At 64.4% G+C, this 18,146-nt stretch carries 17 protein-coding genes; 14 read left to right on the plus strand and 3 right to left on the minus strand.

Going from position 1 to position 18,146, the window contains the following annotated elements; translation table 11 throughout:
* Positions 1-79: 79 nt before the first annotated feature.
* The 14 genes from AC0KS4_RS28370 (at position 80) to AC0KS4_RS28435 (ending at position 16,599) form a co-directional block, all read left to right on the plus strand.
* Positions 80-5,332, plus strand: coding sequence for a hypothetical protein (locus AC0KS4_RS28370; RefSeq protein ID WP_007172128.1), 5,253 nt, complete (start codon positions 80-82; stop codon positions 5,330-5,332).
* Positions 5,333-5,502: 170 nt separating this feature from the next.
* Complete coding sequence (locus AC0KS4_RS28375; protein ID WP_132160395.1) at positions 5,503-5,859, plus strand: hypothetical protein; 357 nt, start codon at positions 5,503-5,505, stop codon at positions 5,857-5,859.
* Between the two features lie 57 nt (positions 5,860-5,916).
* Positions 5,917-6,924, plus strand: a complete 1,008-nt coding sequence (locus AC0KS4_RS28380) for a DUF4226 domain-containing protein (protein WP_007172130.1) — start codon at positions 5,917-5,919, stop codon at positions 6,922-6,924.
* Between the two features lie 273 nt (positions 6,925-7,197).
* Positions 7,198-7,413, plus strand: coding sequence for a hypothetical protein (locus tag AC0KS4_RS28385; protein WP_007172131.1), 216 nt, complete (start codon positions 7,198-7,200; stop codon positions 7,411-7,413).
* A 566-nt stretch (positions 7,414-7,979) separates the two neighbouring features.
* Positions 7,980-9,605 (plus strand): DUF4226 domain-containing protein, encoded by a 1,626-nt coding sequence (locus tag AC0KS4_RS28390; protein WP_047324037.1) that lies wholly within the window; start codon positions 7,980-7,982, stop codon positions 9,603-9,605.
* 55 nt (positions 9,606-9,660) lie between these two features.
* Positions 9,661-9,957 (plus strand): type VII secretion target, encoded by a 297-nt coding sequence (locus tag AC0KS4_RS28395; protein ID WP_231588657.1) that lies wholly within the window; start codon positions 9,661-9,663, stop codon positions 9,955-9,957.
* A gap of 4 nt (positions 9,958-9,961) precedes the next feature.
* A complete protein-coding gene (locus AC0KS4_RS28400) occupies positions 9,962-10,261 on the plus strand; it encodes a DUF2694 family protein (RefSeq protein ID WP_007172135.1) in 300 nt (99 codons plus the stop codon).
* Between the two features lie 45 nt (positions 10,262-10,306).
* Positions 10,307-12,052, plus strand: coding sequence for a PPE domain-containing protein (locus AC0KS4_RS28405; RefSeq protein ID WP_007172136.1), 1,746 nt, complete (start codon positions 10,307-10,309; stop codon positions 12,050-12,052).
* Positions 12,049-12,189 carry a hypothetical protein gene (locus AC0KS4_RS28410; RefSeq protein WP_007172137.1) on the plus strand — a complete coding sequence of 47 codons (141 nt, stop codon included), beginning with the start codon at positions 12,049-12,051 and terminating at the stop codon, positions 12,187-12,189. The genes AC0KS4_RS28405 and AC0KS4_RS28410 overlap by 4 nt, the downstream gene beginning before the upstream one ends.
* Positions 12,186-12,572 carry a YbaB/EbfC family nucleoid-associated protein gene (locus AC0KS4_RS28415; RefSeq protein WP_007172138.1) on the plus strand — a complete coding sequence of 129 codons (387 nt, stop codon included), beginning with the start codon at positions 12,186-12,188 and terminating at the stop codon, positions 12,570-12,572. Before AC0KS4_RS28410 ends, AC0KS4_RS28415 begins: the two co-directional genes overlap by 4 nt.
* 264 nt (positions 12,573-12,836) lie before the next feature.
* Entirely contained in the window at positions 12,837-13,319 is a 483-nt protein-coding gene (locus AC0KS4_RS28420) for a hypothetical protein (protein ID WP_007172139.1), read from the plus strand.
* Positions 13,319-13,651, plus strand: a complete 333-nt coding sequence (locus AC0KS4_RS28425) for a hypothetical protein (protein ID WP_033717256.1) — start codon at positions 13,319-13,321, stop codon at positions 13,649-13,651. Before AC0KS4_RS28420 ends, AC0KS4_RS28425 begins: the two co-directional genes overlap by 1 nt.
* Positions 13,652-13,938: 287 nt before the next feature.
* Complete coding sequence (locus AC0KS4_RS28430; protein ID WP_007172141.1) at positions 13,939-14,226, plus strand: hypothetical protein; 288 nt, start codon at positions 13,939-13,941, stop codon at positions 14,224-14,226.
* An 18-nt stretch (positions 14,227-14,244) separates the two neighbouring features.
* Positions 14,245-16,599, plus strand: coding sequence for a hypothetical protein (locus tag AC0KS4_RS28435; protein WP_007172142.1), 2,355 nt, complete (start codon positions 14,245-14,247; stop codon positions 16,597-16,599).
* 371 nt (positions 16,600-16,970) lie between these two features.
* Here AC0KS4_RS28435 and AC0KS4_RS28440 read toward each other — a convergent pair whose 3' ends face one another.
* The 3 genes from AC0KS4_RS28440 to AC0KS4_RS28450 form a co-directional block, all read right to left on the minus strand.
* Positions 16,971-17,276, minus strand: a complete 306-nt coding sequence (locus tag AC0KS4_RS28440; protein WP_007172144.1) for a hypothetical protein — start codon at positions 17,274-17,276, stop codon at positions 16,971-16,973.
* Entirely contained in the window at positions 17,273-17,500 is a 228-nt protein-coding gene (locus AC0KS4_RS28445; RefSeq protein ID WP_007172145.1) for a ribbon-helix-helix protein, CopG family, read from the minus strand. Before AC0KS4_RS28445 ends, AC0KS4_RS28440 begins: the two co-directional genes overlap by 4 nt.
* Before the next feature lie 294 nt (positions 17,501-17,794).
* Positions 17,795-18,146 (minus strand): ATP-binding protein (locus AC0KS4_RS28450; RefSeq protein ID WP_472408541.1); only part of this gene is annotated, 352 nt, incomplete at its 5' end.

The raw sequence follows: 18,146 nt of genomic DNA on the forward strand, positions 1-18,146 counted from the left end.
CGAACCGACTCCGGCCGCCGAGCAGCGGATAGAAGAATTCACCAGCCCCACCGATTTTCCGGCAAGCCTCGACACCCTGGTGCCATCGGGGTCCAAAGCACGCATCCGCGCCAACATTGCCGCCGTCCAGCTGCTGCGCGCCCTGCAAGACGCGCAGCGGCCGGCCACCCCAGCCGAACAACGTGTCCTGGCCACCTGGTCAGGCTGGGGTGCGGTACCCCAGGTGTTCGACCCCCGCGCCAGCGACCTCACCGCCGAACGGGACACCCTGGCCGAGTTGCTCGATCGCGACCAATACCGCCAGGCAGAGGCCTCCATCCTCAACGCCCACTACACCGATCCCGCCATCGCCGCCGTGGTGTGGGAAGCACTAGGTCGGGCCGGGTTTAGCGGTGGCAAGGTCCTCGAACCAGGTTGCGGAGCAGGAACATTCATCGCTCACGCCCCCGATGAGGCAGTCATGGTTGGTGTGGAAAGTGACGCCACCACCGCAGCCATCGCCGCCCTGCTCTACCCATCGGCCCAGATCCGCCACGAAGGTTTCGAATCCACTCACGTCCCCGAAAACAGCTTCGCCGCCGCCGTCGGCAACGTCCCCTTCGGCCGCTACGCGGTCACCGACCCCGCCCACAACCCCGCCCGTCACTCCATCCATAACCACTTCATCGTCAAATCCCTCGCGCTGATTGCCCCCGGTGGATACGTGGCTGTGCTGACCAGCCGCTACACCCTGGATGCGGCGAAATCGGTCGCCCGGCGTGACATTTCGGCCAAAGCCGACCTCATCGGCGCGATCCGGCTCCCGTCGAAGGCGTTTACGCGGGTGGCCGGCACCGAGGTCGTCACCGACCTGCTCATCCTGCGCCGCCGCGATCCCCGAACCCCCTCCCCAGACGAACTGCCCGCCTGGATCAACACCGAAGCCATCGAACTCACCGACCCCGACACCGGCGCCGGCGAAACCCTGCACATCAACTCCCATTTCGTCGCCAACCCCCACAACGTGCTCGGCCAGATGCACCTGGGCCGCGGACTCAACGGCTCCCACCAACTCGTCGTGCGCGGCACCAGCGGCACCAGCGGCACCAGCGGCACCGAGCTCGCCGAGCAGCTGCACGACCGGCTACACCTGCTCATCGACTCGGCCATGAAGCACGGGCTCGGATTAACCGCCACGCCGGCTGAACTCACCGAGGTCTCCGCAGACGTCTTCGACCCCGGCCTGATCACCGCGGCCGACCGCGGTGAGGACACCCCGCTCTACACATTGCGCTACAGCGAGGCCAACCGCGGCATCGAATACTGGGCCGGACACCAATGGGAACCCCACAAAACCCCGAAAACGCTGCTAGCAGAAACCCGCGAACTCATCGGCCTGCGCGACGTCGCCGTCAGCCTCATCGCCTCCCAACGCGACGGCCAGCCCGCCGCCGAGCGCGACCAGCTCCGCGGACACCTCAACACCCTCTACGACAACTACGTGCGCCAGCATGGCCCCCTCAACCGGTTCACCTGGGTCTATCCCACCGTCACCCAAGAACGCCACGATCAGCGCTTGGCCGCCGCCGAAACCGCCTGGCGCACCGCCGAAGGCACCCCCGAGCGCCCCTACACCGGGCCCGTGCCCGACGACGTCGCCGCGCAATGGGACACCGAGGCCTCCGAAGCGCCCGCGCCCTACAAGAAGCGGCGTCACCTCGACGGCGGAATGCGCCACGACCCCGGATGGGCACTGGTCGCCTCATTGGAAATCTTCGACGAAGACACCGGCTCCGCCCAGAAATCGCCCATCTTTTCCACCGACCTGCTCACCCCGCCGCTGGAGCGCGCCACCGCCGACACCCCCGAAGAAGCGTTGGCGGTGTGCCTGGACCGCACCCAGCGCGTCGACGTCGACCTAATCGCCAACCTGCTAGAAGTCGAAGTCGACGACGCCCGTGACCTGATCGCTGGACTGGTCTATCCCAGCCTCGACGACCCCGACGAACTCGTCCCCGCCGTGAGTGCCCTGTCCGGCAACGTGCGCACCAAACTCGCCCGCGCGCTCGATGCGGCCGAAACCAACCCGATCTACAACGACTACGCCGCCGCCCTGCAACAGGTGCTGCCGCCCCAGCGTGAAGCCCAAGACATCAAAATGCGCCCCGGGGCACCGTGGATCCCGGCCCAAGTCGTCGCCGCCTTCGCCGAGAAAACATTCGACGCCACCGGTGTGGTCGCCGAACACATCGGCGGGCGCTGGGTCGTCGACGTTGCCTCCTACAAACGCCACGGCCGGCTGATGACCGACGAATGGGGAACCGACCGACGCGGCTGCGACGCGGTCAGCCTGCTCGAGGCCGCCTGCAACTCCAAAGCCGTCCTCGTCAACAACGACGACGGTGTCCTCGACCTGCAGGCCACCTTCGCCGCCCAAGCCAAAATGGCCAAAATCAGCGAGGAATTCACCCGCTGGCTGTGGTCTGACGAGACCCGCCGCGACACCCTGGTCGCCGAATACAACCGGCGCTTCAACTCGCGGCGCGCGCCTGCCTACGACGGCTCACACATGCGTTTTCCTGGCATGTCGGATCACTTCACGCCGCACTTCTACCAGCGCAACGCCGCCGCGCGCATCATCTCCGAGCCCGCCGTTCTCTTGGATCATGTTGTCGGAGCGGGCAAGACGGGAAGCATGGTCGCTGGAGCGCTGGAACTGCGGCGCCTGGGGTTGGTACGCCAACCCTGGCTCGTGGTACCCAATGCGATCACCGAACAAGTTGGCCGCGAAGCCCAACAGTGGTATCCGGCCGCCAAGATTCTGCTCGGCTCAGCGGCCACCACCGCTGATGGACGGCGCCGCTTCATCGCCCAAACCGCCTCAAGTGATTGGGATCTCGTTGTCATCCCGCAGTCGGCGTTCACCGCGATCAACGTCTCCACGGATATGCGCGTCGACTACATCGAAAACCAGCTCGATACATTGCGCGAACAACTCCAATCCGCCGAAGCCGACCGCAGCAAAAAGCGCATCGAACTCGCCATCAAAAGCGCCAAGGCGCGGCTAGAAAAACTTGTAGCCGCCAACACCAAAGACACTGGGTTGCGGTTTGAGGAATCCGGTTGTGACTATCTGATGATCGACGAGGCCGACACGTACAAGAACTTGGGCCGCACCTGCAACATTGAAGAATTATCGTGCCCCAACGCATCGCAACGTGCCGAGGACCTCGCCCTCAAACTCACCGTGTTGCGCCAGCGGCGCCGCGACGAGGCGCTGGCCAAAGGCATTCCCGCGCACCGGGTTGTCGAACGGGTCGCGACCTTCGCCACCGGCACACCGATCAGCAACTCATTAGGCGAGCTATGGGTCATGCAAACCTACTTGCGGCCAGACCTTTTAGAGCACGCCGGGGTCGCTGACCTGGGGGACTGGGGTGCGGCGTTTACCGCGACCACCACCACCATCGAGGTCAACACCACGGGCACTAAGCTGCGGCCCGTCACGCGAGTAGGGAAGTTCACCAACCTGCCCGCCCTGCTGGCGCTGTCCTCGGTCTACACCGACGTCGTCACCCGCGACCAAGTCCCCGTCGAGCTGCCGCCGCTTCGCACCGGGCAACGCCAAATCATCAGCTTGCACCCCGACATCGAAGTCGTCGACTTCATTACCGACTTGGGCTACCGCCTCGATCATCTCGACTCACGCAATCCCCGACGCGACAACCCACTCAAAATCAGCAACGACGGGCGCAACGTGTCGTTGGATCCACGGTTGGCCCACCTGCCCAAACCCCGACACAGCCGCGCCTGCGCAGTCGCCGACGCAGCCATGCGTGTCCATTACCGCCACGCGCATCGCGCCTATACCCATCCCGACACCGGCGCGCCGGCCGGCACCGGGGCACTGCAGATCATGTTCTGCGACCGCGGCACCCCATCCAAAGACCCCGCCCAGTTCACCATCTATCAGGCGATCAAAGACGAACTCGTGGCGCGCGGCATGCCCGCAGCCGCGATCCGCTTCGTCCACGAGGCAAAAAATCTTCAAGAGATCAAAACGCTGTTCGCCCAGTGCATTAGGGGAGACGTCTCAGTGCTGATCGGTAGCACCGAGAAAATCGGCGCCGGGGTCAACGTGCAAGCCCGAGCCGCCGCCCTGCATCACGTCGACGTGCCATGGCGCCCGCGCGACCTTGAACAACGCGAAGGCCGCATTCAGCGCCAAGGCAACCAAAACCTCGACGGCATCGACATCTTCATCTACGTCACCGAAGGCTCCTACGACACCGTCATGTGGCAAAAAGTCCAAGCCAAAACGCTGTTCATCGAACAGATGCGCCGCAACGAGGTCCTCGATATCGAGATCGACGACCTTTCCGGCGGTGACATCGGGACCGCCGCCGCAGAAACCAAGGCCATCGCCACCGGCGACCCGCGCTACATACACCAAGTTGAACTCGACGACACCGTCAAACGCCTCACCGCCCTGCAGCGCGCACACAGTCAATCGGTGCGCAACCGCGACTGGCAAGTCAGTGTGCTCGAGCGCGCGATTCCCAACAAACAACGCGCCATCGACGAGCTCACTCCATTCGCCAGGGCAGCCGCCGCGCATGCCTCCGCCGGCGGGCCACCACGGCTGACCGTCGCAGACACCACCTACACCGAGCGCGTCCCCGCCTCCCACGCACTGGCTGCGGCCTGCCGGCGCGCCTACACCGCCGGCAAAGACCGCGGCGCCAGCCGCTTCGAACCCATCGGCGCCACCATCTACGGCATCGACATCCTGGCCGCCCGCGACCTCACCCACGACCAACTGCTACTACGACTAGCCGTGCCGTCGCGCACCGCAGAAATCTCCGGCCTTGAACTGTTATCCACCGGCGCAGGTCCAGGCTCCGACGTCAACGGCCCCAAACAACTCGGACTGCTGCGCCGCGTGGAAAACCTCTACACCGGCCTACCCGAACACCACGCACGACTGCAGCACGAACGCGACCGCGACCAGGCCGCCCTCGACGACTTTGTAACCAACCCCCCAGCACCGTTCGAACACGCCGACGAACTGGCCACAAAAGACGCAGAACTTAAAGCCCTCACCCTCGAGCTGCGCATGGCCGCCCAAAGCCCCGAAGCCAAAGCCAAAGCCGCCGCGGCCGAACAACGCATGGCCGCCCGCGGCCGCAAACCCGGATGGAGCCTGCTCCTGAACCCCACACCGGCCCTGGTCGAAGAACTCGGCTACCCCAGCGCCGATGCCCTACGCAAAATTGTCCGCGCCCGAGAACGCCTCGCCCTCGAACAACACGACCACCAGCAAGGCCTCGCCGGTCCCGAGCACGACTTCTGAATATCCAAACCGGAAGTTAGACACTACATTCGAACGGTCCCTTGTGTGGCGCTGAAGTTCCCCGTGCCCTTTCATCGCGGCATATTCGAGCCGTCGCCACCGCATGCCGACACATGGCGAAACCTCGCAGCCTTTGTCGCGCGGCACAGCCCCGCGGTTTACTGTGCGGCATGCCCGAATCCGGACCTTCGGCTCAAGCCCAACAAGACATCCGCGCCGCGCAAGCCTTGCCCGACAATCTCGCCCGCCGCGAGCACGTCCATGCCGTCCAGCAACGCGCGCGGGCCCTCCTTCTGGATGCCACGAGCACGCCCGAACAAAAGTCCGCCGTCCGGCTCGATATCAGACAAGCGCGCGCACTCACTAGCGACCTGTGCACGCCGCGCACCCCAGCACCCCTGACCTGGATCGCAGCCCCAGCATTGAATAAAGCTGCGACGCCGCTCGTACGCCAGCACGTGCATGCCGGAGACCGAATGAACGAGCAGTTGGCCGATCCGGTCGCCGACGCCCCGCACACCACATGAGCACGAAGTCGGAGACGGCGATAGAAGCCGCACTGGATCTGGGTAATACTGGCCAGTATGTCGTCACTCGATGGACTGGTGGCCGAGACAGGTCGCGTGCTCAGTGATGCTCGCCGGCTTTTCGGCGCGGCGCCCCTCGAAGCGTCGTTGCCTTCGGCGCAGCAGTTGATGGCGGGCCGAGCAGCTGTAGCGCCAGTGGGGCAGGCCGCAGCTGCCAATTGGCAAGGCGAGGCAGCGACGACCTACGCTGCGACCAACGCCGATCAGGTCCATGCGTTAGACCGCACGGTAGCCGCCGATGGCCAAGTCAATCCGGCGCTGACCCATGCCGGACAGGCCGCCGCGGCGGGAGCACGAAGCATGGACAACCTGATCGCTCAGACCCGCGCGGGGGTTAGCGCACTGGCCCCCAGCACACGTAGCGCCGCAGGGCAGCAGCAACTCGCCAGCTTTTTGCAGGGTCAGCTCAACCAGGCGAAGGGATTGCTGCAAAACTTCCAGCAGCGCAACGCTGAAATAGCCGGCACCATCCAAAGCGCTGACTACGGGCGCCTTTCCGGTAGCCACGGCAAGGAGTCACCACCTGCTGCGCCGCTGGATTCGCGCACGTGGAAGCCGGGTGATAAGCGGCATATGCCCTATGACGCCGGCCCGGGTGGGATGGGCCCGCCCAACTTTCCTGATTCGCCGCCGTGGGTTGATATATGGGACCGGTCAGGAGCAGACGACCCCGACAAAGTTCCGCACTACTTTGTCAGATCCGATGAAATCCCCGGCTACAAGGTGTATCCGCCCGGAGCCCTAGGGCCACCAACGGTCGTCGACGAACGCGGCAATCCAGACCCATATGTCCAGTTGGGCCCAAACACAGGCGTGTGGGTACCGCAGTCGGCCTTTCCGGGAGCGAAAATCTATCCGCCTGGCTCTAACCCACTGCCACCCTACGGATACGACGAATGGTTACCAGGGTCCGGGATTTATATGTGGCACAGCGATTTAACCCCCGAACCGTACAACCCTTCCGGTCCTCTGGGGCCACCAACCTATCCGCAGGAAGGCCACTAACTACTAACTAGAAGCCACACCCGGGGGACGGCCTGCCAACAACGGGCGGCGTACAGCCCCCATGGCCCGTCGCGATGCAGATCTACCCCAAGGCCGGCGATCAACCTTCGCGCGTCAAAGTTCTGGCGGGAATTTTGACCGTGACCGTCGCCTAGGCCGATAAGTTGCCCTAGCGTTGGTGGAAAGTGCAGCGCTCGAAGGGATTTAACATTGGAACCAAAGGGGTGCAGCGCCCGGATCGCTGATAGAGGTGTCAGGTTGGCCTCGCGGGCGATGCCACTTGTCGAAGGCGACCAGTTCGCATCGCGTCGAATAAAGTGGATCGCCGACGAGCTGGCCAGCTTGCGCGACGGTATCCCCGCTAAGCTAGCCGACGATCCGGGCATCACGCACGCAGTCGTGCAAGACGTCGACATGAAGATTGCGGAAATCCAGGACGTACTTACTGCCAGCCGCAAGGCCGCTTCTTCGGCGCCACCGGTCAGATGATCGGCGCCCGCCCGGGTTGCAATAGCGCCCCGTGCGCCAGGCTGATTCGTCACCGTGACAATTTGACCCTGCTCTTGTCCAGGCTGGTCCTGCTAGAGGTGCGTCGGCTTTCGCGCGCGTATGTCGGTGTTGGCGGCTACTGCTTGTGCAGCCGGGGATTCCACTGCGGGGAAGGGGCGTGCGGCGAGAAGTATCGAGGAGGCGCAACCCGTGATGGGCCCGCTGCGAACCCGAAAGTCATTGCCGCCGATGGATATGCGCGCGGTGCTCGATGCTACCGATGTAGAGCACGCGATCGTTGCCGGTGGAGCTTGCAGCTAAGATCGCCGATTGGCTCGCCGGCTACGCTCACAGTCGCGAGGCTCCCCGGCTTAAGGCACTCCTGTGTGCCGTATCTCCGGACTGATTGACGCAGGTGTGCGAAGTTGCAGGACGCATCTGGTGCGGCGTGTCTTGAAAGAAAACAAAAGTCGACAAGCCGTGTGGACATGCTGGCGTAGCCGGTTTTTGGTGAATGTGGCGTTGTTGGTAGCGGCTAAAGCGACTCGGGACTTATCGTCCCGAACATGACGGGCTGGACCGATGTAGCGCTGTCCCAGGTGCTCGGCGGAGTATCCGAGGTATTGGGGTCACCCTTCCCTCAAAGCCCGGCGCCCGGCGGCCCGATGCCACTAGACCCGGCCCCAACGGCTCCGGTCACCTCACGCGATCAGCTCACCAAGCTCGACCGAGCCAAGCTCACTTACATGGGCATTAACCCGGATACGGCTCCGATGCCCGAAATCAACCAGGCGCTGGGCCGCGACCAACCCGCAGCGCCTCCGCCCCCGCCGCCCCCGCCGGAGTCGCCGGCGCCGACCTCCCCGGCGGGCACGCCACCGCCACCGGGACTGAGCGGGGCAGGGGCAGAAGCAGCCAAACGGCTCGACGAGGCACTGGCCAAAAATCATTCGGCGCTCAATGACGCTGACGACAAACTGGCCGACGCTCTGCTTAAAGCGTCGAGCTCTAGCGCTGATGGTCGTCAGCGGCTCCAAGCTTTGCAGCAAGACATCATCGACCAGGTCAACAAGCTGGGGTCATCGCTGGATACTGCGACCGGCCAACAGCAGCTGGCAGAGTTCTTGCAGGGAAAAACCGACGACATCCTCAACGTCCTGAAAAACGCTGGGCTGGACTCAGATTCACAAGCGCGGGTGTTGGATGGTCTCTCGGCGCGCTATCAGGCGTTGCAAGACAAGAAACCCGGCGATGACCCGCACACCAAGGGTTCGAGCGGCGACGGCACTGGCAGCGGCAACCCGGACTCAACCGGCACTACACCGGGTGGTGGTGCCGATTCTCCGGCCGGGACCGGTGACGGCACTGGCAGTGGCAATGACCCGCTACTGGACGGGCTGGCCTCAGATCCGTTGATGTCGCGGTTGGGCATGATGGGCGGGCCTGCGATGGGCGCTCTTGGCTCGCTGCCAGGTGCGCTCGGTTCAGCGATTCCCTCGCTCGGCGGAGGCGGTGGCGGCGGGCTGGGGGATTTGGGTTCGGCGATCGGTGGGGCGCTACGCGATGGCGGCCACGATCCGGACCAGGCCTCTGATGAGCACGTCGATTCGTTGAAAGACCCGTCCGGATCGCACACCGGTGACGACAAACCGCGAGATGGCACCCAGCCGGCCGGACTGCACGACCCAGGGGACAAAGCAGACAAAGGGGACAAGGCGGGGACAGAAAACGCTGGCAGCGGATCCACCCCGCCGCCGTCAGCGCCGGCAGCGCCAGGTCAGACGCCAACACCGTCGACTCAGGTCCAGCTGCCCGACCAATCGGTGCGAACCGCGGCCAATGGCGCACTCGCGCAGGCCGGACGCGCGGTGCTCTCCGGTGACAGCATCGACGACGCGTTTGCAGGGGCCAATCTTCAGTTGCCGCCGCTGGGTTCGCCGGTGAGTTCACCCATGGCACCCTCGCGGCTGCAATTCGGCGATGTGGGCCAATACACCGATCATCGGGTCATGGCTCTAGACAAAGACCATGTTTGGCTCAATGGCCAGGTCACGCCGATTGACCAGCTCGACACTGGCCCGAATTTCTTGGGGTGGACACGCGTGTCGGCCCCAACAGCGACAACGGTGACTTCGGCGGCCGTCGCCCCGGCACCGGCCGTGGCGCCCGCACCGGCGCCGCCGACCACTTAAGCGAACTTTTACTGCAACGTGAGGGAGTACCGTAATGACCGTGAATGAGCAGGCCTTGCAGGTCAACACCGATGACCTGATCCGATGGGCGATCGCCCACGAACGCGCCGCCGAGGCGTGCGGGCAGGCCCGTGCTGACCATGCCCGCACCGTGGCTGCGGCCGAATCGTGGGGACCGCTGTTTTACGAGGCGCGTCGTGCTGCAGTGGCCGCGGTCAACGACCGCGAGACCGCATTGCGCGACCAACAAGAGCGGCACGGGGCCATGGCGCAGCAGCTTCGCGCCGCCGCGGCGCGCATGGCGGAGATGAACGCTGACAACCGTGCCAATTTGACGATTTCCACGGATTAGCAACATGTCTGAAGCGCCGTCGACCGACTACGACACCGTGGTGTTCGAGGTCGCAAGCCGCGATGAGTCGATCGTGGTGGCGGTGGGCCGCAGCGGCAACTCGTTAGGCGTGGAGCTTCAGGCGGCGGCGATGCAGCTCAGCGACGCCGAACTGGCTAACCGCATCATCAAATTGAACACGCTGGCTCATTTACGCTCGCAGTTGGCGCTGCGTCAGGAGTGGGAGGCTCAACACGTGACCGTGTCCAGTGCGTTGCCCACCAAGGATCAGGTTGCCAGCTATGAGGCCCTGATCGATTTCTGAGAGAACTCGTCGCAACGTCAGCTAGAACACGGAGGGAGGACCGCAGTGCTGCAGGTCGATGTTGCCGGACTGCAGAGTGCGGTCGCGGGGCTGGTCGCCGCCGCTAACAGCCTTGCCAGGCTCGGCGCGCAGTCGCCGGTGCACCCTCCGCTGGCCACCGATGAGACATCAACGAGCGTGGCTGCCCGCCTCAGTGAGCACGCGGCGGTGATGGCATCGCGAGCTGCTGACGGGTCGACGGTCCTTGCGGCCGGCGCCAAGGCGATAACCCAGTCAGCAGTCGCGTATGGGCAGATGGACCAGGCCAATCAAGCGGTGGTGAGCTTGCAAGGTAACCCTGCACCCTCCACGCCGGGCTTCACCCCGGCGGTGACGGTGAATCTTGTTGCGCCTGATGTGCCGATCGCCCCGCCGGGACCCCGCCCAGCCGAAACGACGGCGGCGATCATGGAAGCCGGTCAGCCCGCTGCCGGGGATGCGTTTGTGGCCGACTGTGCGGCACTGTCAGAAGGATTTAGCGCTGCCGCGCGATCGGCCCGCCGCGGGGCGGCCACGGTCAGTGAACATCTCAAAGGGGAAGCAGGACCGCGTATTTCGGCGGCGTTGAATCGTTACGCGGACTGGGCGCAGGAGATGGCCCGCCATGCCGACACCGTTGGAAAGCTCGCCGGCAGCCACAAGAACAGATTTACACAAGCCAAGCAGGCGACTCCGACGACCACGGAGTTCGCTAACCGTCACCGCGAGCTCCACAACGCGATCGCACTCAACAGCTCTTATCCCAGTCCGGGATCGGCGGCCGCGGTGTCTAAGGCACACACGAATTTGACCCAGTTAACGAACCACACCCAGGTTGTGGCCGCTGGCTACCACACCGGCGAGACGATACCGGAGGCTCCGCCGGGGCCACCGCCAGCCCCAGCAATCGTGGAACCTGGTGCCGGACAAGGGGACACCCCGCCGTCTCCAACTCAGCAGGGAGCGGATCCAAAACCGACACGCGATCACCCGGGCACCACCCACGCCGGCGACGTCGACCCCGACACCGACCCCGCCGGCCTCGACGAGAGTCTCAATGCAGGCGATGGTGATCCCGCCGCTAACCCGCTAGCGCCTGCGGGAACGGGTGCGATGCCGGGAATGGCCTCATCTTTGCCGCCGATGTTGACCGGCCTGCTGGGCGCCGGGGTCGGGATGGCCACCCAGATACCGCAGAAATTAGGCCAAGAGCTGCAGGGATTGGCCCAGCAAGCCACCCAGAGCGTTGCAGGTTTGGCACAAGGAATGGCAGGCAAGAACGGGCTGGACGACGCGGCCAAAATTGAGCCAGCAGACTCCCTGGGCAGCGGTGCCGGCGGAGGCGGTGGTGACGACGGCGCTACCGCCCCGGCGGCCAGCGGCGGCGCAGATCTCAAGCCGGCGGCTTCAGCGATCTCCGGAATGAGTTCCCCCACCTCGCCCCCGTTGGCGGGGGCCAGCGCCACCCCGAGTCCCACCGCTGCCGCCGCTGAGAGCGGTATGGGCGGCTCCCCAATGTTCATGCCCCCGATGGGGGGCATGGGCGCTGGCGCCGGGGCGGCCAAGCGCAAGGTAAAGGACCCGGACAAGTCGATCGAGATGCCATCGCGCCCTAATTCCGAGCCGATCAAAGGCGAACGGGGAGACCCAATTCGGCACACGGCCACCGTTGACGCCGCTGCCTACCCCAAAGACGGGCCGAAGCGCACGGTGACCGTTCGGTCACGCAGCCGACGCGTCGACCGCGACCCGGGCAGCGGTGATGACCAGTGAGCGTGAATGGGTGCGTCGGCTATCAGTCCGATCAGAATCTGGTCGCTGAAGTGATGGCCCAGCTCGATTCGGTGTCGATGGCCCTGCCCGACCTGCAGGATGAAATTGCGTCCGACGACGATGGTGAGGCCCCGTGACGGTGTACGAGTATGACGGCTACCAGGCGGATAAGAATTTAACCGCCAGTGTCATAGCGCGCATGGAACGGGTGTCGACGATGCTTTCCAAGCTGCTCGAGGAGATGGATGGCATCGACCTGGAAGCCATCGGCGGCGATGGCGACGTCGTGTTGTCGGTGAACTCCCAAGGACAACTCACCTCGCTGTCGCTGGCGCAGGGCTGCACCACCCGCTACTCACACGGGGCTTTGGCCGAGCTGATCAACACCACGATCGACGAGGCAGTCAACGCCGCGGCCGAGGAAACAGCGAGCGTGGGAGGCGGCCAAGACCAGGAAGCGCTCGACGCTGCTGTGCAAGCGTTCATCAATCCCGAAAGTGAGATCTGGACTGCCACCTGAGCACCGGTTTCGTCTTGGATTCGCGTCCAACGGTAGCCCGATGTCGCCGCAGGACAGTACGCTGATTGCATGAATCCGCAGGCAGTTGGGCAGCCGAGCTACCCCGCTGCGACCGGCGGCCCGCCCACCTCCACGAGTACGGTCGGTGTGCCGACCGGTGCCGCGGTGTTGCCACCACCGCCCAGCTACGTGCCACCCCCACAAGCTCCTGCACCGCCACCGGTGTACCGCAGACGCGGGCCGGGCTGGCTGGCGGTATGGGTAATGCTGGCGCTCGCGCTGCTACTGGCGTTAAGCGCAACGGTGATGAGTGCGATGAAGTTGACCGCATCAAACCCGGCCGCGACAACCACCACGGTGATGGCGCCACCCCCACCGCCGGTGAGCTACAGCCCGGAGCAAGTGGCGGCGGCCAAGAAGGAAGCCTGCGACGCCAGCGATACGGCGGACAAATCGATAATTGCTGCTCAAAAGAACTTCTTCGACGCTGCGCGAGACCGGCAATCGCCTCAATACCATCCTGCACTGGGCAACTTCCAGCTTGTGGTGATACTGGAGACGCAGTACATCCAACAGCATCTTCCGCCGGCTACCCCGAAGAACGTGCTAGACGCGACCAATGAATATGTCACCGCAGTAATTCGGTTGGTCGACGCCAATACCCGCGAGCTGTCCGACCACGATGCCCAGCCGTTCGTGTTAGCGCTTAGAAGTGCGGGAGATCGACTCGACAAGGTGTGTGAGTGATGCGAACCGATGACATTCTGCAGGTCATTCCCGCTGCGGCGGAGTCGGCGAACATGCTGACCGGTTCGGCAACGGTCGAGTTTGCTACGACCGTGCCCGAGCACGCGGCCCATGGCGCGGCGGCCACGGCAGCCGGGGGGGCTCACGCGGCTTCAATGTGGGCGCCGAGCGTGGCAGCAAGCGCAGGTGTGAACCAGCAAGTCGCGGGAGCCGGTGCCGCGCTGGCGCCACGCGGTGGAAAGGTGGCTCAACGCAACGATCAATCGTTGACCGCAGACCTTCAGACCGACAACCAGAACGCTCAGGACCTGACACCGGTGGTGAGCATATGACCGCCACCCTGCACTCGCCCCAAGCGGGGACACCGCTCCCACCCGCTTTCCCGCCACGTCAGCTTCCGCCACCGGCGGGGCCCGGCCGCGGGGCGGTGGGGGGCACGGCGGCGGCGCTAGTCGTTGCGGTCGGAGCCGCCGTCCTTGCCGCAGTAGCGTGGATGACGCCATCCAAAGTTCCCGTCAGTACGGTGGTTGCGCCGTGGTCACCACCTGCCCCGAGTTCCGACCAGGTGGCAGCCGCACGCACAAAGGCATGCCAAGTGTGGGGGATTACCGCGACAGCAATGGACGCGGCCACGAACGCGGTGGCCCACGCTCCAGCCGACTGGAATGACCCTGGCACCCAAGAGGCCTTGGCCAACGAGGCGCGGGTAATCCTGGTGGAAAGCGCATACCTGCGCCGTGAACTGCCCGCCGATACACCGGCAACGATCCGCTCAGGGATCGACGACTACCTTGCGGCCAGCTCGGACATGGAAAACGCCACCACGCATCGCAAGGGCAGCTTGCGAAACGCCGCGATCGGTCGTGCAAACACCGCAGAAGACAAGGTAAACGCCGCTTGCCGGTAGTGTGAGGAAGAGGGAGCCGTGGCGGATGTGCCCGCAACCAGTATCGCTGGGAACATCATCATCACCCCGGATATGGTGCCGCCAGCAGCAGAGCCGTTGGAGACCCAAGCGGCGCACTACGCGGCGTTGGCGGAGAAAGTCGGTGAGCTGCAGCAGCAGCTCAAAGCCGCCAATGCGATGCGCGAAGAGGCCGCACAATCGCCCGGTTGGGAAGCTGGGCACGAAAAGAATCGCCAATTGGCCGCAGACTACGGCCGGATGGTCGAGATATACAACGCGGCGGCAGATTATTTCAACGGAGTCGCTGGCGTTTACCGCGACGCGCAAACCGCCCAACGGAACGTCTTGATGAAAGCCAATGCTGAACTGTCGCAGGCCAAGAACGCGATACAACAGCAGGAGATCGCGGCGCGCTGGCACACGCACGCCCGAGCCCTGACGACCAGCGCGGTAGGAGCCGCTACAGCCAAGGCCGGAGTTTTCGAGCACACTGCAGGCACCGATATCACGGCTCTTACCTCACGCCTAGGCGGTCCGGCACCTCAAGACCCCGTCTTGCCCCATAGCGGCGGAGGCGGAATAGCCGTACCCACAGGCAAAGAGGGCTCCGGACTAGGTGATGACAACGGCGACCCCGCGAACCCCAACGGCACTGGCAATCCGCAGGGAATAGGTAATGGGCACACGCCGCGCCACAGTGGTGCAGCGAAGGGCGAGGACGGCGAGCCGGCGACGACGGGACCAGGATCCACTCCTGCGGTGATGGGGAGCCCTTATCCGGGTGCCGGGCAGATGCCGATGCCGGGTGGTGGTGGCAGCGGGATTCAGTCTGTTGGTTTCCCGCCGGGGTTGACGTCGATGACGGGGGGACTTGGATCGATGCCCGGTGGGGGTGGCATGGGAGGCCTGGGCTCTGGTGGGGGCTTGGGCGGGCTGCCCGGCGGTATGGGGCAGCTGCCCGGTACTCAGGCTGCCGGGCTGGGGAACCTGCCCGCTAATGCCGCACCAGCAGCCGGGGCACCGGCACAGTTGGGACCGGCGTTCTCCCAAGGACTTTCAGCCGGATCGGCGTTGGGGTCGCTGCCGCCTGCGACCGGCACTGGAACGCCGGCCGCAGGGCAAGCAGCCGCAACTCCAGCGGCAGGGCTGACTTCGGGTGCGGGCGTTCCTTCGGCCGGGTTGACAGGAGCAGGTGCGACCCCTCCGGCAGTCAGCCCCGCAGCGCCGGGGCTTGCCACGTCTGGCGGGCCGACGAGTGCTGCACCGGCGGCGATGATGCTTCCGCCCCCGGGTATGGGCGCTCCCGCGGCCCCCGTAGCTGCGGGTGGCGCAAGTGCTGCAGCCCCCGTCGCCCCTGCTGGCAACACGGCCACACCGGGTGGCTCCGCGCCGACAACCGGGCCGGCAGCTGGATCGACGGTCGGATCGGGTGGGGCGGTGGTTGTGCCGGCAAGTGTTGTCAGCGCCGGAGCTGGCGCCCGCAACCGTGGACGACCGGAGTCAGCCGAACTGGCAACCGCAAAAGTGTTGGCGCGCAAGCTCCGTCGTGACAGCGACATTGTTAATTACGCGTGCATTGAGTGGGCCGTGGGCGTATTTCGCCGCGAGGCTGGCGGGGCCACCGAGTGCGTGGTGATGTCCAACGAAGGCTTTGGTTACATTCCGCGGGGAGTGTTCTTGCCACGTACTGCCCGTCTGTTGACGGCAGATAAGTTGGTAGACAACCAATTTCGGGAAGGCTGGTTCGGGTCATCCGATCCTGCCGAGGTGCTAGCCGAATATGCACGGCTGCGCGGCCGCGGCGGAACGCATCTGGTTGCCATGGCAGTAACCGCGGACAGCCCCTACGGTCGGGTGCCAGGGGTCGAATACGCGGTTTGTCAACGCGAATTCGATGACGGTGCTTACATCCGCCCGATTCTCGACGATATGCATATGCATCGTCTCGAAGCGTTGCACCCGGAGGTGTATGCCCGGGTTCAGCAGACGACCTCCACTGAACCTGAGACGCGCATGGTTGAAAATCAGGTCGTTGTGCCGCTGGCTGTGCAGATGATCGAAGCTGTGAAGATGTCGGGGGAGATGACGCTCGATCTGCGGCAGATGTGGGATGTGCTGGGCACCGGCGACCACATCTCGGAGGAGGTATGGAACCAGTACCGGATCGCCTCAACCGTGTACTACGTGAACCTCAGCGCGAACCGGCCTCGGCCGGAGGCCTCCACAGGAGATCGCGAGCGTTATCAGGCGCAGTGGGTCACCGCACGCACGATGGAGTTGCTGCAGGGTTGGGAGCGGCGACCGGTCGACGTAGCGGATATGGTCTACGCTGCGGCGACGGCCTACCCATGGAGATTTTGGCACCAAATTTGAATTGTTATGGCGCGTGGTCGAATCCGAGCTCGGCTGCGGCGTAGCGTGAGGTGCCGCGGCGTGCGACGTGGGATGCAGTGATCAGGATTGACCGCCGAGCGCTGGCGAAAACCGTTATAGGAGCACGCCTTATAAGTACGTGGTAGCTGGGCCTCGATTTGGCGATCGAGGTGATGGCCGGATCGTTGGAGGAGAGACGCCGAGTCGTCACAGTGACGAAATAAGCGGTATTCGCTGGAAGCACCCATCCATCCACCGCCGCGGCCACGCGCGCAGGGTTGCCCGAGAAATTGGTGTCTGTTCTCACGCAATCTCGGGGACATTCTTATCGGATTGGGGGCAAGTTGCGATCGGGGATAGTACGTTGAGGGTCAGGAAATGAGCGCGGTGACGGCGGTCGTGGTCGTGTCAGCGAGCGCGATGCCGCCGATATTGCCGATGGGTTGGTCGAGGGCCGCGACAGGAAGCCACTGGATGAGCTCCGGTAAGACAACCCCTTTGGGTTGCAGCACTGTGACGATCATAGCCATTGTGCTGCTGGGGATTTCACCGGGAATGAAGGGGCAGATGATCACCTGGCCGGTGGCGGCTGCGAGGTGAATCGTGTTAGATAGTACGACAACGTACAGTTCCTGGTTGGTGTCGCGGCCTGGCGTGATGTCTCCGGGTGTGATCACAGGCCAGCGGCCCGGTTCGCCTGATAGACCTTCTCCGCGTAGGCGTCGATGTCGAGCGTTGGCACAGTGTGTGTTGTGTAGTTCTCGAGCGAGATTCGGAGATGCTCGTTGTGCAGGGCTCGTTCGATCATCTCTGAACGATTCAGCCCGGCCGCCTGGGCGTCCGCATCGGCCGCCGCCAGCACGGCCTCTTCAATCATTACGGACACTTTGGCTTTCGCCATACCATTTATCCTACTCTGAGCAGGACAGTTGTCGTGAGGGTACTCCGGCTGGTGGCGCCGACGCAGGTTGCGTTAAATGGTGCGAGGACGACCTACCACAGATTCAGCTTGCCAGTCACGGTTACGGACGGGCCCATGTACGCCGATGACGACGATTCGGGGCGCGAAACGGTGTACCTGCTAGGTTCGCGTGAGAATGCGCGCCGCCTCATGGCGGCCGTCGCACGGTGTCAATGGCCAAGTAGAAGTACCCGCTGGTGGCCGGATAAAAGTACCCACCCCGTGCAGTGATTCTTAGATTGGTTGGGGGTTCTCCTTCCGGTGTTGGGCGTCCTTCATTCGGTAGGACTGGCCGTCGGTGATGACGACGGTGGCGTGATGCAGGAGCCGGTCCAAGATGCTGACGGCGGTGGTCTGCTCGGGCAGGAATCGACCCCACTCTTGGAAGGGCCAGTGCGAGCCGATGGCCAGGGAGCGGCGTTCGTAGGCGCCGGCGACGAGGCGGAACAGCAGCTGGGTGCCGGTGTCGTCGAGTGGGGCGAAGCCCAGTTCGTCGAGGATGATCAGATCGACACGGAGCAGGGATTCGATGATCTTGCCGACGGTGTTGTCGGCCAAGCCGCGGTAGAGGGTTTCGACGAGGTCG

The sequence above is a fragment of the Mycobacterium sp. NTMscope_MAC_12 genome (genome assembly GCF_976985675.1).

Bases quoted from the DNA above. Each gene is read 5' to 3' on its own strand.
- AC0KS4_RS28385 (WP_007172131.1), top strand. From the start codon at position 7,198: ATGCCACTTGTCGAAGGCGACCAGTTCGCATCGCGTCGAATAAAGTGG.
- AC0KS4_RS28375 (WP_132160395.1), top strand. From the start codon at position 5,503: ATGCCCGAATCCGGACCTTCGGCTCAAGCCCAACAAGACATCCGCGCC.
- AC0KS4_RS28430 (WP_007172141.1), top strand. From the start codon at position 13,939: ATGGACGCGGCCACGAACGCGGTGGCCCACGCTCCAGCCGACTGGAAT.
- AC0KS4_RS28390 (WP_047324037.1), top strand. From the start codon at position 7,980: ATGACGGGCTGGACCGATGTAGCGCTGTCCCAGGTGCTCGGCGGAGTA.
- AC0KS4_RS28445 (WP_007172145.1), bottom strand. From the start codon at position 17,500: ATGGCGAAAGCCAAAGTGTCCGTAATGATTGAAGAGGCCGTGCTGGCG.
- AC0KS4_RS28400 (WP_007172135.1), top strand. From the start codon at position 9,962: ATGTCTGAAGCGCCGTCGACCGACTACGACACCGTGGTGTTCGAGGTC.
- AC0KS4_RS28425 (WP_033717256.1), top strand. From the start codon at position 13,319: ATGCGAACCGATGACATTCTGCAGGTCATTCCCGCTGCGGCGGAGTCG.
- AC0KS4_RS28380 (WP_007172130.1), top strand. From the start codon at position 5,917: ATGTCGTCACTCGATGGACTGGTGGCCGAGACAGGTCGCGTGCTCAGT.
- AC0KS4_RS28420 (WP_007172139.1), top strand. From the start codon at position 12,837: ATGCTGGCGCTCGCGCTGCTACTGGCGTTAAGCGCAACGGTGATGAGT.